At 43.3% G+C, this 18495-nt stretch carries 14 protein-coding genes; 3 read left to right on the top strand and 11 right to left on the bottom strand.

The genetic code is table 11. The annotated features are described in order from the left end of the window. The coding region (locus tag ABYB02_RS07005) for a YgjP-like metallopeptidase domain-containing protein (RefSeq protein WP_372761750.1) at positions 1-533 on the bottom strand (533 nt) is incomplete at its 3' end. A 182-nt stretch (positions 534-715) separates the two neighbouring features. Between ABYB02_RS07005 and ABYB02_RS07000 the strand changes: the two genes are divergently transcribed. After that, complete coding sequence (locus tag ABYB02_RS07000) at positions 716-4045, top strand: MHYT domain-containing protein (protein ID WP_372761749.1); 3330 nt, start codon at positions 716-718, stop codon at positions 4043-4045. 10 nt (positions 4046-4055) lie between these two features. Beyond that, on the top strand, positions 4056-5051 hold the full coding sequence (locus ABYB02_RS06995) for a two-component system response regulator (protein ID WP_372761748.1): 996 nt from the start codon (positions 4056-4058) through the stop codon (positions 5049-5051). A 1-nt stretch (position 5052) separates the two neighbouring features. Here the strand turns inward: ABYB02_RS06995 and ABYB02_RS06990 are convergent, their stop codons facing one another. Then, positions 5053-5484 carry a VOC family protein gene (locus ABYB02_RS06990; protein WP_372761747.1) on the bottom strand — a complete coding sequence of 144 codons (432 nt, stop codon included), beginning with the start codon at positions 5482-5484 and terminating at the stop codon, positions 5053-5055. Next, a complete protein-coding gene (locus ABYB02_RS06985; RefSeq protein ID WP_372761746.1) occupies positions 5471-6142 on the bottom strand; it encodes an HD domain-containing protein in 672 nt (223 codons plus the stop codon). Before ABYB02_RS06985 ends, ABYB02_RS06990 begins: the two co-directional genes overlap by 14 nt. Positions 6143-6280: 138 nt before the next feature. Between ABYB02_RS06985 and ABYB02_RS06980 the strand changes: the two genes are divergently transcribed. Next, positions 6281-7471: a class I SAM-dependent methyltransferase gene (locus ABYB02_RS06980; protein WP_372761745.1), complete on the top strand. Its 1191-nt coding sequence runs from the start codon at positions 6281-6283 to the stop codon at positions 7469-7471. A gap of 20 nt (positions 7472-7491) precedes the next feature. Here ABYB02_RS06980 and ABYB02_RS06975 read toward each other — a convergent pair whose 3' ends face one another. The 8 genes from ABYB02_RS06975 to pgi form a co-directional block, all read right to left on the bottom strand. Continuing rightward, positions 7492-7788: a PilZ domain-containing protein gene (locus ABYB02_RS06975; protein WP_372761744.1), complete on the bottom strand. Its 297-nt coding sequence runs from the start codon at positions 7786-7788 to the stop codon at positions 7492-7494. Between the two features lie 9 nt (positions 7789-7797). After that, positions 7798-8178, bottom strand: coding sequence for a PleD family two-component system response regulator (locus ABYB02_RS06970; RefSeq protein ID WP_372761751.1), 381 nt, complete (start codon positions 8176-8178; stop codon positions 7798-7800). 65 nt (positions 8179-8243) lie between these two features. Next, on the bottom strand, positions 8244-12131 hold the full coding sequence (gene hrpA / locus ABYB02_RS06965; RefSeq protein WP_372761743.1) for an ATP-dependent RNA helicase HrpA: 3888 nt from the start codon (positions 12129-12131) through the stop codon (positions 8244-8246). Positions 12132-12257: 126 nt separating this feature from the next. Further along, on the bottom strand, positions 12258-13292 hold the full coding sequence (locus ABYB02_RS06960) for an isoaspartyl peptidase/L-asparaginase family protein (RefSeq protein ID WP_372761742.1): 1035 nt from the start codon (positions 13290-13292) through the stop codon (positions 12258-12260). A 121-nt stretch (positions 13293-13413) separates the two neighbouring features. Beyond that, on the bottom strand, positions 13414-14118 hold the full coding sequence (locus ABYB02_RS06955) for a SapC family protein (protein WP_372761741.1): 705 nt from the start codon (positions 14116-14118) through the stop codon (positions 13414-13416). A 342-nt stretch (positions 14119-14460) separates the two neighbouring features. Further along, entirely contained in the window at positions 14461-15171 is a 711-nt protein-coding gene (gene pgl / locus ABYB02_RS06950; RefSeq protein ID WP_372761740.1) for a 6-phosphogluconolactonase, read from the bottom strand. After that, entirely contained in the window at positions 15171-16646 is a 1476-nt protein-coding gene (gene zwf, locus ABYB02_RS06945; RefSeq protein ID WP_372761739.1) for a glucose-6-phosphate dehydrogenase, read from the bottom strand. Before zwf ends, pgl begins: the two co-directional genes overlap by 1 nt. Before the next feature lie 268 nt (positions 16647-16914). Next, on the bottom strand, positions 16915-18495 hold a 1581-nt coding region (pgi, locus tag ABYB02_RS06940; RefSeq protein ID WP_372761738.1), incomplete at its 5' end, for a glucose-6-phosphate isomerase.

Below are 18495 nucleotides of genomic sequence, written 5' to 3'. Positions count from 1 at the left end.
ACGCTGTGCGGTGCGCCAATTAATAGCAGGTTAAAGGTCAGCTCACGTTTACTGTTACAACTTCCCCACTTACGCTTGTATAACGCTATTTTTAAAGCTTGTGGTAATGCTTCCTGCATCTGTGCGTAAAAATAGCTCAGTCGCATTTCGATATAAGCGGTTAACTGCTCATTTAAATACGCGGTGAGTAATTGTTGATACTTTTGCTTGCGATGCTTAACCCGCGTAGAGGCGGTGATCAGTAACCCTTGTGGCTGTTGCGTTACTGCTGAGGTGGCGGCCGCTGCAAAGCTTAAATTAATGCTTTCATTAAATAAGCGAATTTGTTTATCTTGAAACACATACTGTTGGCTATCAATAGCGGTCAGTTGTTTTTGCAGCTGAGCGGCAACCCAAGGTTTTTTTGCTTGCAGCCAACCCTCAAGCTGTTGTTTATTCAGGTAATGCGGAGCATACACGGTAACTTGTTGGTTATGCACCTTAATTGCTACCGATTTACGTCGCGTACTTTTTTTCAGTTGATATTCAAACAAGGCTATTACTCTAAAGTGTTTTATTAACATATGGCTAAATTAAAAAAGCAGCCTGCTGTAGTCGCTTTCACTTTGTTATTGCCAGGTAATCAATGCATTAATCCTGCGCAGGATAATTAACAGTTTATAAATAAGCGAATTATTATTAAACTACACAGCTAATATGCTTACTACGGACCATCATGCTATCAGCTTTTTTCATTACAGACCAAGATCCTAGCTTAATTGTCAACGGGGTTTATGATCCTGTATTAGTAGCTCTTTCTATTTTCACCGCAATTTTTGCTGCTTATTTTACTACAAAATTGATTGATTTAGCTAAAGGCAATAAATTCCCAAGCTACCAACGTTTAGCCAATGTAACCGCTGCGACTATTTTTTCTGCGGGGATTTGGAGCATGCACTTTATTGGGATGTTGGCTTTTTCGCTATGTACTAACATTAAGTATAATCCAACCATAACATTACTGTCTTTTATACCAGCTTTTGTAGCCTGCCAATGCGCAGTCTCTATCTTGGTAAAAGGCAAACATAATTTTAAAGTATTAGCCATTTGCTCGGTATTATTAGGCTCCGGCATTGGAACTATGCATTACTCTGGCATGGCCGCCATGGAACTGGCACCGTTGCTACGTTATGACCCGCTAATCTTTGCATTGTCTATTGTAGTTGCTGTTGCTTTGTCTTTTATTGCGTTATATAGCCGCTTTAATCTTGAACGAGTTTTTGTGCAATTAACACCTCTACAAATTCGTGCTGTAAGCGCCATTATTTTAGGATCTGCCGTTGCTGGTATGCATTATATGGGCATGGCAGCTACTCGTTTTGTGGCAACTTCACCCTTTCTTGATGCTAATGACAATGCCACTGCTGGACTGAACTTTATCGCGATTGCGGTGGCTGCCGCCACCATTGCAATAACAAGTGTTGTCGCCGTAATTAACGGCATGGTGCGATATCGGTTACTGCTAGAAGAAAAATCTGCCGATGAATCTCGTTTAAATGCCATATTAAGCACAGCAATAGACGGCATTGTAACCATTGATCACCTTGGCACAATTTTAAACTTTAATGAGTCAGCTACAAAAATTTTAGGATGGCACGAAAGCGAAGTGCAAGGCAAGCATGTAGAGATTCTGCTGGATGAGAATAATGTGCTCAATAATACGCCACCATCTGGTGACATCAGCCAAAGCTTAAAGCAAATTATAGGCGTTAACCGTGAGGTTTACGCCAAACATAAACATCAGTATCTCATTCCTGTTCGCTTGGGAATTGGTGAAGTTATACAACCAGGGCAAAAACCGTTGTATGTTGGTTTTATTACCGATTTAACCGCGCAACGGGCGTTACAAAACAACGTGATTGAGAGTGAAAAAAAGTATCGTTCTTTAATGAAAAACATGCCCGGCGTTGTGTTTAGATGTCGCTATAATAAAGACTGGAGCATGCTCTTTCTTAGCCCGCAAATATTCGAATTAACAGGTTATACTGCCGAACACTTTACTGCACAAAAGATAACCTTTACGGACCTTATTTTCAAAACAGATCAGCCTATAATTAATGACGTAATTGCAAAGGCTATTAACGAAAAAAAACAATATTCCGTTGAATATAGAATTAGCCATCGCAGTGGTAAAACCATCTGGGTGTTAGACCAAGGCAGTTTCGACTTTAATAACACCGGCACTGTACAGTGGATTGATGGGGTACTCGTTAACATAACTGAGCGTAAACACTATGAAGAAAATCTAGAACGTGCAAAGCGTGAAGCCGAAGAAGCCGCTCATGCAAAACAATCGTTTTTGGCGAATATGAGCCATGAGATCCGTACCCCCATGAACTCCATTATTGGTTTCAGCGACCTATTAATGGATTCCCCACTCAATAAAGAACAACAAAAACAACTTGTTACAGTAAATAGTGCGGCGCGCTCGTTACTCCATTTACTTAATGAAATTCTTGATTCGGCAAAATTAGAACGCGGTCAACTTACAATTGAGCCTGTCCACTTTAGTTTAAAGCCCGTTATCGACAGCATTATCTCTACATTTTGGCTAGAAGCTAAAAAGAAAAACCTTAAACTATCACTTAATATTAATAAGTCGGTTAGCAGCACATACTATGGCGATCCTGACCGGCTAAGGCAAGTGCTCACCAACCTAATTGGTAACGCCATAAAATTTACCAGCCAAGGCGCGGTTACTGTGACTGTTGATACCACACAGAACAATCATTTACTTTTTAAGGTCACTGACACTGGCATAGGTATAGCAAAAGACAGAGCAAAAGCAATTTTTCATCCCTTCGTTCAAGCCGATAACACCACGACACGTCGCTTTGGTGGTACTGGCTTAGGCACGACCATTAGTAAACAACTTATAGAGCTTATGAAGGGAACAATTGATTTTGTTAGTGAAGTTAATAAGGGCAGTTGTTTTTATTTTTCATTGCCTTTTCCGGCAAGCGATGAAACTAAAATAGATTATTTTGAAGGCCTGCATACACAGTTGCCCCCTCTGCGCATCTTAGTGGTTGATGATATTGAACAAAATACTGAATTATTATCATTACTACTCTCGCGCGATCTACATACAGTGACAACGGCAAGTAATGGCCTACACGCCATTGCAGCGTTTAAGCAACAAGACTTTGATGTCATTTTAATGGATGTTCACATGCCTGAATGTGATGGTATTGAAGCCACAGTAAAAATACGGCAAATAGAGCAGCAAAAACACATTAAGTTTACGCCAATTATTGCGTTAACAGCCAGTGTATTACAACAAGATAAGCTCACAGCTAAAAATGCGGGTATGAACGGCTTTGTTAATAAGCCGGTAGATATTAACCACCTCAACCAAGAAATCGCATTAGTGCTTGGCTTAGGCTTAGCCAAAGAAACACTAATTGCTCAAACTGATCCCGAAGCAAAACATATAGATTTTAAAAAAGGCCTGGCGCTATGGGGCACAAAGTGTAAACAGCTCACCGAGATCTGCAAATTTATAAATAATGCCAATGAAAAGTTTAATGCATTACTGACGCTGCAAGCTGAAGATATAAAAAACCAGCAAGGCTTAATTCATAGCTTAAAAGGCGTCGCAGGTAATTTAGGCCTCACAACCTTAATGAGCTGGTTAACCCGTTTAGAAACTGCAAATAACTCCGAAGTAAATGACATTTTACTCGCCATAGCAGACGAATTAGCCATTATTAAGCAATTACTCGCGACCAATAAATGCGCCCAGCCGAACAAATTCGCCACTCTGGTAAATGAAGTACCTGTGAGTGAATTATCGATGACTGAGTTACAAGAAATATGTAATAGGCTATTTATCGATGCGCAGAATGCCGAACTTAATGATGAACTCCTCGCTAAGCTACAAGGCCATGTTAGTGCAGCATGGCAAGTAGAAGTAGCTGAAATAGCCAATGCCTTTGATGAATTCGACTTTGATGATGCGCATGCTAAGTTAGCGCACTTACTTGCCAAATTAACCGAAAAATGAGTATAAAATAATGGGCTTTATAATCGATAGACCGCGTATATTAATTGTAGACGACGAACCCGCAAACTTAAAAGTGATGCGCGAAGTACTCGGTAGCCAGTACCGAATGTCGTTTGCTAAATCGGGTGCTGCTGCTATTGCACTACTGGAGAAGGAACTGCCAAAGCTCATTTTACTCGATATTATGATGCCCGATATGAATGGCTTTGAAGTTTGCCAAGTTATAAAAAATAATCCAATTACTGCACATATTCCTATTATTTTTGTTACTGCACTCAATGATGAAAGCGATGAGTTTAAAGGTTTTGAGTTAGGGGCTGTTGATTACATAACAAAGCCAATTAGCCCTGCTATAGTCCGCGCTCGGGTCAAAACCCACTTATCGCTAGTCCAAGCTGAGCAGCTAAAAAAAGCACATGTTGACTTAGTACAGCGTTTAGGACGTGCGGCTGAATACAAAGACACCGATACCGGTGAGCATATTATCCGCATGAGTCAATACTGCAAAGTACTCGCATTAGCACTGGGCATGGACGAACAGCACGCCGAGTTATTACGCCAAGCGGCTCCTATGCACGATGTAGGAAAAATAGGTATTCCGGATGCTGTACTGCTAAAGCCAGGAAAGTTAACTAATGATGAATTTGACCAAATGAAACAACACGCGGTCATTGGTGCACAAATTTTAGAAAATTCATCATCACCGTTAATACAATTAGCGCATGTACTTGCCATTGAACACCATGAGAAGTGGGATGGCACTGGCTACCCTAATGGCTTGAAAGGTAATGAAATATCGTTAGAAGGACGTATTGTAGCCATAGCTGATGTATTCGATGCACTGACTTCAAAGCGCCCATATAAAGAGCCTTGGAGCATAGAGCAAACCATAAAGCACATGCAACAACAAGCGGGTAAGCATTTCGATCCGCAATTAATTACCCTATTCATCGAGAAAATAGACGCCATTGTAGCAATTAAAAATGCCCATCAAGAACGTATTTAAGCTACTCTTTTTTAGCCGTATGCGAACCACAGGCAACACGTGGTAAACGGGCTTTGAGTAGCGCATAATCATGAGAGGTGATCTCATGGCTATTGCCGCAGTTATCTTTAAAGTACACTGAAAAAGTCACCCCATGATCCGCTAATACGGTTTTAATATTATGCTGCTCAAAATGACTAAGCCACGCTATAAATTGCTCCCCTGTGGCGGCAAATGCAATACCTTTACTACGTCCGGGTGCTGCAAATAATGCTAAGCGGACATTGGCATGGCGGTGCTCTAATGTTAAGGGTCCTTGGTCGTTTTCATTCCAAAATGCTAACTCTTCAACTACCGTAAAACCAAGAATGTGCTGATACCATTGAACGGCTTGGGCTAAATCATCTACATTTAAATGGCAATGATCGATACCGGCAAGTTTAGGTGTCGTCACGCTGTACTCCTATTTCAGATTTGAGTTGCGTTAAAAAGTCATGCATATACGCGGTGCGCCTGTCAGCCTCTGCCTTTGCCGAGGGCGTATTCATACTTTTAGCAATATGCAGTAATTTAATATAAAAGTGATCTAAGGTGTATTTTTTATCGTCGGCTTCGCGGTGTAAACAAAACGGATCGTCGGGGTTGTATAATAAGCGGCTAATTGAGCCCCCTACTTTCATACAACGGCTTATTCCTATGGCGCCTAAAGCGTCCATTCTGTCGGCGTCTTGCACTATTTGCGCTTCAACGGTACGCACAGTGATATTGGCACTAAAGCTATGCGCCGCTATCGCATGGTGAATTTGCTCAAATAGCTGCGCGTCATAATTAATGCTCGCCAAAAATTCGCAGGCTTTATCGGCAGCCATAGTAGAAGCTTTTGCTCTATCAGGGTGGTTTTTAGCCACCGCAACACAGTCGTGTAACCACGCCGCAGGTAACACCACGCGCATATCTGCTTGCTCAGCATGACATAACTGAATTGCGACCCGCACCACACGCTCAATATGAGTGATATCGTGTGCGACATCGGCATGAATAAGCGACGTAATAAAGTCACGACATTGTTGATTGAGTTGCTGTAGCTCAGGGCTTAACGCTTTTTCTACCACGGGTATTCCAAAAATAAATTAAGGGGTTGAATTAGGCCTACTTTACCGTGCTTTATGGGCCGCTTGCAAAACATTCATTGTATGTTGGGCTTGCCTTGACTAAAATACAGCGCTTACTTATTACTACTGAGAAGCCTTATGTCATCTGCCGTTTACCTGCAAGCTGGTCGCGAAAAATCATTAAAAAGAAAACACCCATGGTTATTTTCCAAAGCCATCAAAAAAATTAAAGGTAAACCAGGCCTTGGCGACACGGTCACCATTTATGATAACGACGGTAAATTTTTAGCAACGGCGGCCTATAGCCCACATTCTCAAATTCGTGCTCGCGTATGGAGCTTTGACGAAAAAGAAGTGATAGACCAAGCGTTTTTTGAACGTCGTTTACGCCGTGCCCTAGAAGCGCGTAGCCAAGTGATTGAAGAAGGCGGTTTAACCGGCTTTAGACTATGCGCCGCAGAGTCAGATTTTTTACCCGGTGTCACCATAGATAAATTTGCCAATGTATTGGTGTGTCAATTACTTAGCGCTGGTGCTGAACGCCATAAAGGTGAAATTGTGGCCGCGTTAATGGCAATATTTCCAGGCCACAGCATTTATGAGCGCTCAGATGTGGATGTGCGCACTAAAGAAGGGCTTGAACCCATTAAAGGTGCGTTGTGGGGTGACGCGCCAACCGAGCCGGTGTTAATTGTAGAAAATGGTTTAAAACTTGAAGTTGATATTATTGACGGTCATAAAACCGGCTTTTACTTAGATCAGCGTGATAGCCGTGCTGCTCTTGAGCGCTTTTCAAAAGACAAAACGGTATTAAACTGTTTTAGCTATACCGGTACATTTTCATTATACGCACTGCGTGGTGGCTGTAAGCACGTTACCAATGTTGATGTTTCACAACCCGCTCTTGATACAGCAAAACGTAATGTTGAGCATAATAATCTTGATTTAGCTAAAGTAGATTTTGTTAAGCAAGATGTATTTAAGTTGCTGCGCCAATACCGCGAAGACGGTGTTTTATTTGACACCATAGTGATGGATCCGCCTAAATTCGCCGATAACAAAGCACAGCTGACTGGCGCATGCCGAGGCTATAAAGATATTAACATGATTGCCATGCAAATATTAAAACCCGGTGGCACATTACTCACCTTTTCATGTTCGGGCTTAATGGAGCAAAATTTGTTTCAAAAAGTGGTGGCCGACGCGGCACTTGATGCCGGAAAAGACTTGCTGATCATGGAACGTTTAAATCAAGCAGCCGACCACCCTATTGCCGGCAGCTATCCAGAAGGTTTTTACTTAAAAGGCCTGATCTGTAAGGTGTACTAAACTACCCGCGGAAGGTTAATTTAGTTAAATTGAATTATTTCCAGCCCCGCGGTTATCGTGCCATCATCTTCTTTGCTGGCACGTATTACTTTAGCGGTTGCCTTTAATGGCTCAATATTGGGGTGCGTTGCATCCATATACACAGATAATAGCGTATTTGGTTCAAGTAGCTCATCTAAATGTAAAGACAACCCCGTAGCACTTAAATCGACACATTGTGCACTATAGTTTAACCCCGCTACCGGCTCTATGGTTGTTAATGTGACGGGGGTATTGATCTGCATACGTCGAAAATTGCGTTTATCATCTGTAAACATAATTTTTCCCTATACTATTTTATTTATTTGCTCTAACAACACCGCTACCGAAAAAGGCTTCACGACATAAGCATCACATCCGGCGTCAAATCCTGCTTGCTGCTCTTGTGGCGATTCAAGTCCTGATATCATCACAATCGGTATATTTTTGGTTTCTGGCGTATGTTTAAGTAATCTACAGGTATCGTAACCGTCTAAGCCTGGCATACAGACATCAAGTAAAATTATATCTGGGGCCTCTGCCACCGCCGACGCTAAACAGCTTTTACCTGAATCAGCATAGCTAAGATCAAACTTTGATGCGAGTGCTGCTTTGAGTATTTCGTAATTAAAATACTCATCATCTACCACCAACATACGCTGTATTTTTTGCTTAATTAATGAGGACATAGACATGCCGTTTCCTTCTCATAATCAATAAACCCTAACTGCTAGCTTAATAGAGATATCCTATGTTATTCAATCTCTTTTATCGCATTTAACACGCGTTTAGCTGAAACTGGATAAGGCGTCCCTAAAGTTTGCGCAAATAACGACACTCTAAGCTCTTGTTGCATCCAAAATAGTGCTGCCACTTCCTGTGGTAACGGTAAGCCCTTAGGCGTTTTACTGGCTAACTTATTGTACTCTTGCGCCACTTTGTCGAGTTCAAGCACACAGAGTCTATCGCGATTCGGGTCTACTGGTAGTTTCTCCAAGCGCTTTTCTATCGCTTTTAAATAACGAATTAAATCACTTAACCTGTTTGCACCGTGCTGACTTACAAATCCTTTAAAAATGAGTGACTCTAATTGCGACTTAATATCACCATGGGCGGTGATCATAGTTAAGTCTACCCGCCCTTTCATTTTTTTATGCAACACGTGCGCAATACTAAGTACTTGCTCAACTTGGGTCGCAATGGCCACCACGGTATCGCCTAGCTCACCACGAATATGCTCTTTAACCTGTTCAAACGCCTCTTGGCTGCGCACATCGCCATATTTAACTAATAAACTATCGACGCCAGCGGCAATGCAATCATCAATTAAATCGGCAATCTTACCAAACGGATTAAAATATAAACCAAGCTTAGCCTTATTTGGTAAGTTTTGCTGTAAATACTTAATCGGTGAAGGCACATTAAGTAACACTAAACGGCGTAACCCTTGCTGATGAGCCACTTGCGCTTTTATTTCATTATCAAATAACTCCACCGCAGCACTGGCTTTTTTGTCTACTAAAGCGGGGTACGCTTTGATCTCGTACTGCCCCTGCTTTTTAACATAGGAGCTTGGCAGTTCACCAAAATCCCACTGCGTTAACTGTGTTTTTTCTATGCCTTTGTCAGCCACTTTCGACAGCGTATCGGTGACTTTGCCCTGTAACTGCGCTTTTAATTTGGCTAAATCAAGACCGCGTGCCAAAAGTGCGTCATGCTCATCGCGTACTTCAAATTGCAGGCGTAAATGCGGCGCTAAAGCGCTCAGATCCCATGCTTCGGGGTCTACTCGTACGCCGGTCATGCGCAATAAGCGCGTGCTGAGCGCCTCAATTAAGCTACCTTGTAACGGCTCAATGGCACTGAGTACCGCGTCAGCATAGTTTGGCGCTGGCACAAAGTTGCGCCGTAAGGACTTAGGTAACGATTTAATTAAGCCGCAAATCAGTTCATGGCGAAAGGCCGGAATGTGCCAATCAAACCCTGTTTCTTGTACTTGATTTAATAACGCAACGGGTATTTGCACCGCCACACCATCAACCGCTTGGCCCGGATCAAAGTGATAAGTAAGCGGTAATATTAACTGTTCCTGCTGCCAGGTGTCGGGGTAATCAAACTCGGTTATGCTGCTGGCGCCATGCTGCATTAGCTCTTCGCGGCTCATATGCAAGTAATGCTTATCATGGCGTTTTTGCGTTTTATACCATTTTACAAACGCGGCGCGGTTGTTGATTTCTTTAGGTATTTTTTTATCGTAAAACTCAAATAACGTTTGCTCATCAACTAAAATATCACGGCGGCGCGACTTGTTTTCCAGCACCTGAATGTCTTCAATTAACTCACGATTAAACGCTAAAAAGCTTTCGTTTAAGCCTAAATCTTGCTCAACTAACGCGCTGCGTATAAATAATTCACGGCTCACTTTAGGGTCAATGTTGCTGTACACACAGCGGCGTTTATTAACCACTAATAAGCCATACAGCGTTTGCTGCTCAAAGGCGATCACTGCACCGGGTTTTTTCTCCCAATGCGGCTCTGTATAGCTGCGTTTAACTAAATGCTGCGCTAACGGTTCAACCCAATTAATATCTATTTTTGTATTGGTGCGGGCATATAATTTACTGGTTTCTACCAGCTCTGCCGACATAATCCATTTGGGGCTCTTTTTAAATAACCCCGAGCCCGGGAAAATATGAAACTGGCTATTACGGGCGCCTTTGTACACTTGCTTTTCGTCTTTAAAGCCAATATGGCTAAGCATACCACTGAGTAACGCCTTGTGTACTTGCTCACCGTCAGCCGCATTTGAAGTGGCCTTCATGCCCATTTCGTTGCACACGGTACTGATTTGATAAACAATATCTTGCCACTCACGCAAGCGCATATAAGCGAGGAAGTCTTTTTGACATAGCTTTCTGAATTGGCTGTTGCTCAGCTCACTTTGCTGCTCTTCTAGGTAATTCCACAAATTTAAAAAGGCAATAAAATCAGAATCGGGGTCGTCAAAACGCGCGTGCTTTTCATTGGCGGCGGCGCGTTTTTCTTGCGGGCGTTCGCGTGGATCTTGAATCGACAAGGCGGCAACAATAATAATTACTTCACGCAGTGCACCGAGCTTATGTGCAGTTAACACCATTTTCGCTAAACGCGGGTCTACCGGCAGGCGACTTAGCTCTCTGCCCGATGAGGTTAAACTGGTTTTACTGCCACGTTTTGCCGGTTTAACCGCTTGTAACTCTTCAAGTAACGTTAAACCATCGTTGATATTGCGGCTATCGGGGGCTTGTACAAATGGAAACTGCGCCATATCGCCCAAGCCAAGCGCTAACATTTGCAAAATAACCGACGCTAAGTTAGTACGCAGTATTTCAGGATCGGTAAATTCAGGGCGTGATAAAAAGTCCTCTTCACTGTACAAGCGAATACATACACCGGCCTCAACACGCCCACAGCGCCCCATACGCTGATTAGCACTGGCTTGTGAAATAGGCTCTATTGGCAGGCGCTGCACCTTAGTACGGTAGCTATAACGGCTAATGCGCGCAGTACCGGGGTCGATAACATAACGAATGCCCGGCACGGTTAACGAGGTTTCGGCGACGTTGGTCGATAAAATAATATGGCGGCGCGAATGTGGCGCAAAAATACGGTTTTGCTCTGCATTAGATAAACGCGAATACAGAGGCAGGATCTCGGTATGTTTTAAATTGCGTTTACTTAGGGCGTCGGCGGTATCGCGTATTTCACGTTCACCATTTAAAAAGATTAAAATATCGCCCGGCCCTTCAGCGCACAGCTCATCGACGGCATCAAAAATACCTTGTAGCTGGTCGCCTTCGGCTTCCATATCGTCTTTATTAATGTCACTAATGGGGTTGTAGCGCACATCCACGGGAAAGGTACGCCCCGACACCTCAATAATAGGCGCATCGTTAAAGTGTTTTGCAAAACGCTCAGGATCTATGGTGGCAGAGGTAATGATCACTTTTAAATCGGGGCGCTTCGGCAGCAAGTTTTTTAAGTAGCCCAAAATAAAGTCGATGTTTAAGCTACGCTCGTGCGCTTCATCAATAATAATGGTGTCGTACTGATTTAAAAAGCGATCTTGCTGAATTTCCGCTAGTAAAATACCGTCGGTCATCAACTTAATATAAGTATTGTTAGAAACCTGATCACTAAAACGAATTTTAAAACCGACTTGTTGGCCCAGCTCACATTGCATTTCTTCTGCAATACGATTAGCCACGGTACGTGCAGCCAGTCGCCGTGGTTGCGTATGGCCAATATAACCATCAACACCGCGACCGAGCTCTAAACACATTTTAGGAATTTGTGTGGTTTTACCTGAGCCGGTTTCGCCTGCAATAATAACCACTTGATTATTGGCGATGGCGTCTTTTATAACATCCTTTTTTTGACTTACAGGTAATTGCTCAGGGTAGGTAACCTGAGGTAAACCGGCGATACGTTGCTGGCGCAATTGTTGGCTGCGGGTTATATCTGAGGCTATTTTTTCAAGTGCGTGAGTCTGCTTAGCTTCATCGGTTATTTTTTTAACGCCGTGTAAGCGTTTTTTAAAGATGAATTGATCTTTTTTTAAGCACGTATTTAGCTCGCCAAACAACTGACCTAGGTTTACCACCCGCATACCTTATAAAATTAGGAAAAGAGCTGCGATTGTAGCAAATTAAATGGCTGGGGTTAATCCTACTGAGCACATATCATGCGCTATAAAATTAGCCCGCCAGCCAGTGTAATGGGGAGTGTGTTATTCGTCGTTAAAAATGCCCACATAGGTAGCTTGCGTGTTTGATTTACTCGCACGGTACATGCCTGAGGTATTAAACGGTAAACTGATATTGCCTTTAGTATCAACAATAATAACGCCGCCGGTGCCACCAATCGGCTTTAGCACGCCATTGATCACTTCATCCCCTGCTTGTGCAATGGTTTTGCCTTGGTATTTTACCCGCGCGCAAATGTCGCTCGCCACATTATAGCGAATAAAATATTCGCCGTGGCCCGTGGCCGACACCGCACACGATGCATTTTCGGCAAACGTCCCTGCCCCTATCACTGGAGAGTCACCAATGCGCCCAAAACGCTTTGCGGTCATGCCACCGGTTGAGGTACCCGCAGCTAGATTGCCGTTTTTATCCAACGCAACCGCACCCACTGTACCCATTTTGTAATTATTTGGCAGTGCTTGATGGGCCGCTTGGTAGTCTTTGGCGGTGGCTTTGGCTTGATCTAGCTTTTGCTTGGCTTTTAATAACGCTTTGTAACGCTGCTCAGTATCAAATAAATTATTTTCAATTAACGGCACGCCTTGCAGTTTGGCAAACTCTTCCGCGCCTTGGCCGCTAAGCATCACGTGTACCGAGTTATCCATCACTAAGCGTGCGAGGTTAATCGGGCTTTCTACATGTTTTACTCCGGCAACAGCGCCGGCCTGACGATTACGACCATCCATAATAGAGGCATCCAGCTCATGGCTTCCATCGTAGGTATATACCGCGCCACGTCCGGCATTAAAGTAAGTGGATTGCTCCAACACCTGTATAGCGGCTGTAATTGCATCAAGGCTCTCGCCGCCTTGCTCCAGTATTTTATAGCCCGCCTCGACGGCTTCGGCTAGTTTAGCGCGGTATGCTTGCTGTTGCGCGGCAGTAAATTTACTTTTTTCTATGGTGCCTGCGCCGCCATGAATGGCAATCGCAAACGGCGCGTCGGCGCTCAATGCAGGAACAGATAAGGTAAGGCAGCTACTGGCGATAAGCGCCATTAAAAGTGATTTTTTCATGGTGAACTCTATAAAATACAAGTGACACTAATGTGGACGTACGCTCACTTTTTAGCAAGTAAACTAAGTTTAAACGCATAAAAAAAGCGCCCAAAGGCGCTTTTATTTGCTCAGTTAACGATTACGCTTGTTGCGCTTTTAAACGAGCCAAACGCGCTACTTGATGAGTAGACGTTAAGAAAGAATAGATAGGCGCTAAATAACCACGCTTACGCAGCTCAAGGAAGTCTGCATCGCTTAGTTCATTAAGCTTTTTCTCATCGATAAGGTAAATACCATTGATGTCTTTTTTCTCGCCTTTAATATCTACAGTTAGCGTTTGTGCTACTAGTAGTTCTTTATCGGCTAAAAATTTCGTAAACGCATCAGTCACTTGAGAAAACTCAATAAATGAAACCAGCGCTTCTTTACGACGTTTTAGGTAATCTGTTTCTTCACCATTTTCAAATAAGGCATTGCCTTCTGCTTCGCCAACCAGTGGGCTTGCTTCGTCAATCACAATACCGTATTGATCTTGCTCTGGGTGCTTTACTAAGCCCAGTGGGTAACGCGTAGTTGCCATTGGAGCAAAAGCCGCTGTCCACTTATCGCCTTCAACAAATAAGTTTTCGCCTGGCTCAAGACCAAACATAGCCACGGCTTGAAAAGTACCTGTTTCGTTATTTTTAACAAACGACATTGGAAACTCGTTCGCAATACGCGCAAATTCGTGTGCTACAACTGGCACTAAATGTTGCGTTTTCATAAATTCAATATTGATGCCGTTTTTAATTTTAGTGTTGGCATGTTTTTCGTTGTGTAAAGGCTGTACTTGTTGCTCCGCCATGTTACTGCTCCGTCTATTTTAATTTGTATGTGTCTTTGTTAATGCCTTTAGGCTAAAGCTTTTGCGCCAAAAAAGGAAGGGAAACTTTTATGACAACCGTGGTGTGCAAATAAAATTTAATTAAATCTGTATGTTGCCAAAAAACATACAACTCTCTAAAGGGAAAAATGTTTAAAAACAATACTTTTTTCGGCTATTTAGCATACAAGCGCTGACTGCTGGTTAACATTGTTTAACAATAGCTCAGTAATAAATATGGCGTTTTGCATAATATTTGAGCAACTAAAAAGGCAGCTAATAATAGCTGCCTTGTTGATTAGAGCGGTACATCACAGTGATAACTTATGGCGCCCAATACACTTCGATATTTATTGTTGGGTGATTAAGCACAGCGCGTAGTGGCATGTCGTTAACATCCCCACCGGCTTTAGCTTGCTTATACACGGCAAGCTTTTCTTCACCGCTAATAAGTAGCTTCACCACTTTTGACTGTGCTATTGCATTTAACGTCAGCGTCATTCGCTCTGTAATGCTGCCGGTAACGTCACTTTCAATGGCATTAATAGCGCAGACTAGCTTATCGCTGGTTAAACCCTGCTCTAAGCCCTGTGCGTGGGGAAATAACGAGGCAGTGTGACCATCAGGCCCCATTCCTAAAATCGTTACATCAAATGGGCGTTTTAATGCGTTGTACGCCGTTTCACACGCTGCGCTGCCTTGCGCTGCTGTGGTGGCGCTATTTTTCATGGTGACAAAGTTAGCTGCTGCACCATAGTTTTGCAGTAATGTGCTGTTGATAAACGCTTCGTTGCTTTTTTCGTGGCTGCTATCTACCCAGCGCTCATCCACCATAGCTACATCAACATGTTGCCAATCTAAATCAAGCGTTGATAAATGCTTATAGGCGGGTGCCGGTGACGAGCCACCCGATACCATTAATACCGCGCGGCCATCGCTGGCTATACCGGCACGTAATGATTGTTCCAGCGTTGCCGACAGCTCTGCGGTAAGCGCTTGCTTGTTATCAAAAAACTTTTCTACTAGTGTTGCCATTATGCTCCCTTATCACCGGTGTTAAACCATACGTGGTTATTCTCTGCTAATAATTCGTCTGCATCTTCGGGGCCCCAACTGCCTGCACGATAAAGCGCCGGTTTACCTTTTTCTTGCCAACGTTCAATAATTGGATCTATCCACTGCCATGCTTGGCGAACTTCGTCACGGTGAATAAATAACGACGGGTTATTGGCAGCCGCATCAAGCATTAAACGCTTGTACGCATCAGAGTGGAAACCATTGCTGTAGGCTTGCGATAGCTCAATGTTCATCGTCACTGGCTCTAACTGCATTTGCAGGTTATCTAAGCGCTTAGACATCAAGGTAAGCTGAATGCTTTCTTCTGGTTGTAAGCGAATAACCAAGCGGTTTGGTTCTATATTACCCACGCTATCTTCATACACATTGTGTGACACTTTTTTATACTGCACCACAATTTCGGCGCAGCGTTTTGCCATGCGTTTACCGGTACGCAGGTAAAAAGGTACCCCCGCCCAGCGCCAGTTATCGATGTGTGCGCGAATAGCCACAAAGGTTTCGGTTTTGCTGGCCCCTTCGTTCAGCTCTTCAAGGTAGCCAGGTACGATTTTACCGTTTAAGTCACCCGGCACATACTGGCCACGAATAATGTTGTTATCAACATCCTCGCCAACCAGTGGGCGCAGCGCCTCTAACACTTTAAGTTTTTCGGTGCGAATACTGTTGGCGTTGAGTTTGTGTGGTGATTCCATTGCTACTAAACATAGTAGTTGTAACAAGTGGTTTTGCACCATGTCACGCAGTGCACCGGCTTTATCATAAAAACCTGCACGGCTTTCAAGGCCCACGGTTTCTGATAAACTAATTTGAATATTATCGATTGATTTTGCGTCCCACATATTTTCAAACAACGAGTTTGAAAAACGCAGTGCCATTAAGTTTTGTACGGTTTCTTTACCTAAGTAATGGTCAATACGGAAAATTTGCTCTTCGCTAAAGTATTCGGCAATTTTACCATTAATTTCTTCAGCCGAATCACCACAATAACCAATCGGCTTTTCAACCACCACGCGTGAGCTTGGAGTAATAAGATCTTTGCTTGATAAAATTTCGCAGCAGGTACCGTATACCGCAGGTGGTAGCGATAAGTAAAATACCCGTGACTTGGTACTGTCGTGTTCATCTAAAATGTTTTTTAGCACATCCCAGTTATCGTCGGCTTCGGTTACATTGCTGACAACCGGGACTAAATAGCGCGAAAAAGCCTGCCAATCCTTTGTATTATACTCGTCCTTTGCTAAAAACTCTTGTAGTGCATGGTGTGCGGTTGCTAGGTATTCTTCACATTGACTCGCTGTGCGTACCGTTGGCAAAATACGTGAGCCTTCAGGTAAGTTTCCTTCTTGATATGCTCGATACATTGCAGGAAGTAATTTGCGTAACGCAAGATCACCACCGCCCCCAAAAATTATAATATCAAAAGGATTAAGCATAGTTACTCTCTACGTTTATGCTACGCATTACCCTTGAGGTAATCAGCTATAGCAGTTTATTGCTTGGATTATGTCGGCTTTTATAAATACTGTTACACAAAAACCTGCTTGGTAATTCTATTATGATGCTTTTTATTATTTTTATCATCTGCGCTGAAAAAATGGGTCTTAGGGAGCTATAATTCCTCTCACAAAAATACAGTCCCTAAGTACACCAGCGCTACCCGTTCAAAGGTATTTGGTTTGCTTATGTTACTAAGCGAATTTGTTACTGCGTACGATGCTGTTTGTAGTACGCCATTAAACCGGTGGTAGAGCTGTCGTGCTGATGAGTAACTGTGTCGTCCACCAGCTCTGCCTCAATTTTTGCCGCTAAGCCTTTACCAAGCTCAACGCCCCATTGATCAAATGAACATATTTCTAAAATAATGCCTTGGCAAAAAATCTTATGTTCGTACAAGGCAATTAAGCGCCCTATGCTTTTTGCATCTACGCTATCTAGCAGCATAGAGGTGGTTGGGCGGTTTCCTTGGTGAATTTTATGGGCTAGTAAGGCCGCTATTTCAGCCTCAGACTTACCCTTAGCGGTTAAATCGGCGGTGATCTGCTGTGCATCGACTCCGTTCATCAGCGCTTCTGTTTGCGCAAAAAAGTTCGATAATAAAATATCGTGGTGCTTATCCACACTCACCTGCGGTTTAACTGAGGCAATAAAGTCAGCCGGTACAATCACATTCCCCTGATGCAAACATTGGTAAAATGCGTGTTGCCCGTTAATGCCCGTCATGCCCCATATAATCGGTACCGTAGTATATGGCACTGTGTCGCCGGCAAAATTAACGTGTTTGCCGTTACTTTCCATTTCACCTTGTTGCAAGTATGCAGGCAGCATATGCAGCGCTTGGTCATAGGGTAATATAGCTTGTGAGCTATAGCCTAAAAAGCTGGTATTCCACACACTTAAGAGCGCCATAATTAACGGAATGTTTTGCTCAAGCGGCGCTGTTTTAAAGTGCTGATCAACTTCGTATGCGCCCTCTAAAATTGCTTCAAAAGCGTCATAGCCTGCATATAAGGCAATCGGTAAGCCAATCGCGCTCCATAACGAAAAGCGACCGCCAACCCAGTCCCACATAGTAAATACATTGTCGTCACTAATACCAAACGCGGCGGTTTTTTCTAAATTAGTGCTCACAGCAACAAAGTGCTTAGCAATTGCCGACTCATCTTTAGCTGCATGTAAAAACCAGTCAACCGCCGTTTTAGCGTTGGTCATGGTTTCTGAGGTGGTAAACGTTTTTGACGCAATCACAAACAAAGTGGTTTCGGGATCAATGGCTTTTAATACCGACGCAATCTGCACTCCATCGGCATTTGACACATAATGCACCTTTAAGTTGTTGTCGCTTAACGCTTTTAGCGCTTCGGTTGCCATTTGCGGGCCCAAGTTTGAACCGCCGACGCCAATACTTACCACGTCTTTTACCGGTTTGCCGCTAAAGCCTAGCCACTGACCACTCCGTACTTTTTCAACAAACTGTTTAATTTTAGCCAGCTCATTATCAACTGCGGCGGTAATGTTTTCGCCATCAACAATAAGTGGAGTGTGCGCACGGTTGCGCAGGGCCGTGTGTAATACGGCACGATCTTCGGTAAAATTAATTTTTTCACCGCTAAACATTTTTTCACGCCACGCACTGATGTCACACTCTTTTGCCAGTGCAATTAATTGTGCAAACGTGGTGCTATCGATAAGCTGCTTTGAATAATCAAATAATAGCCCGGGGATCTGCGTCGAAAACTGTGAAAAACGCGAGTCGTTGTTAGCAAATAAGTCCTTAAGATGCGT

It is taken from the genome of Pseudoalteromonas sp., from assembly GCF_041613455.1.
Classification (GTDB): Bacteria; Pseudomonadota; Gammaproteobacteria; order Enterobacterales; family Alteromonadaceae; genus Pseudoalteromonas.
This window is presented reverse-complemented; position numbering and strand designations above follow the sequence as displayed.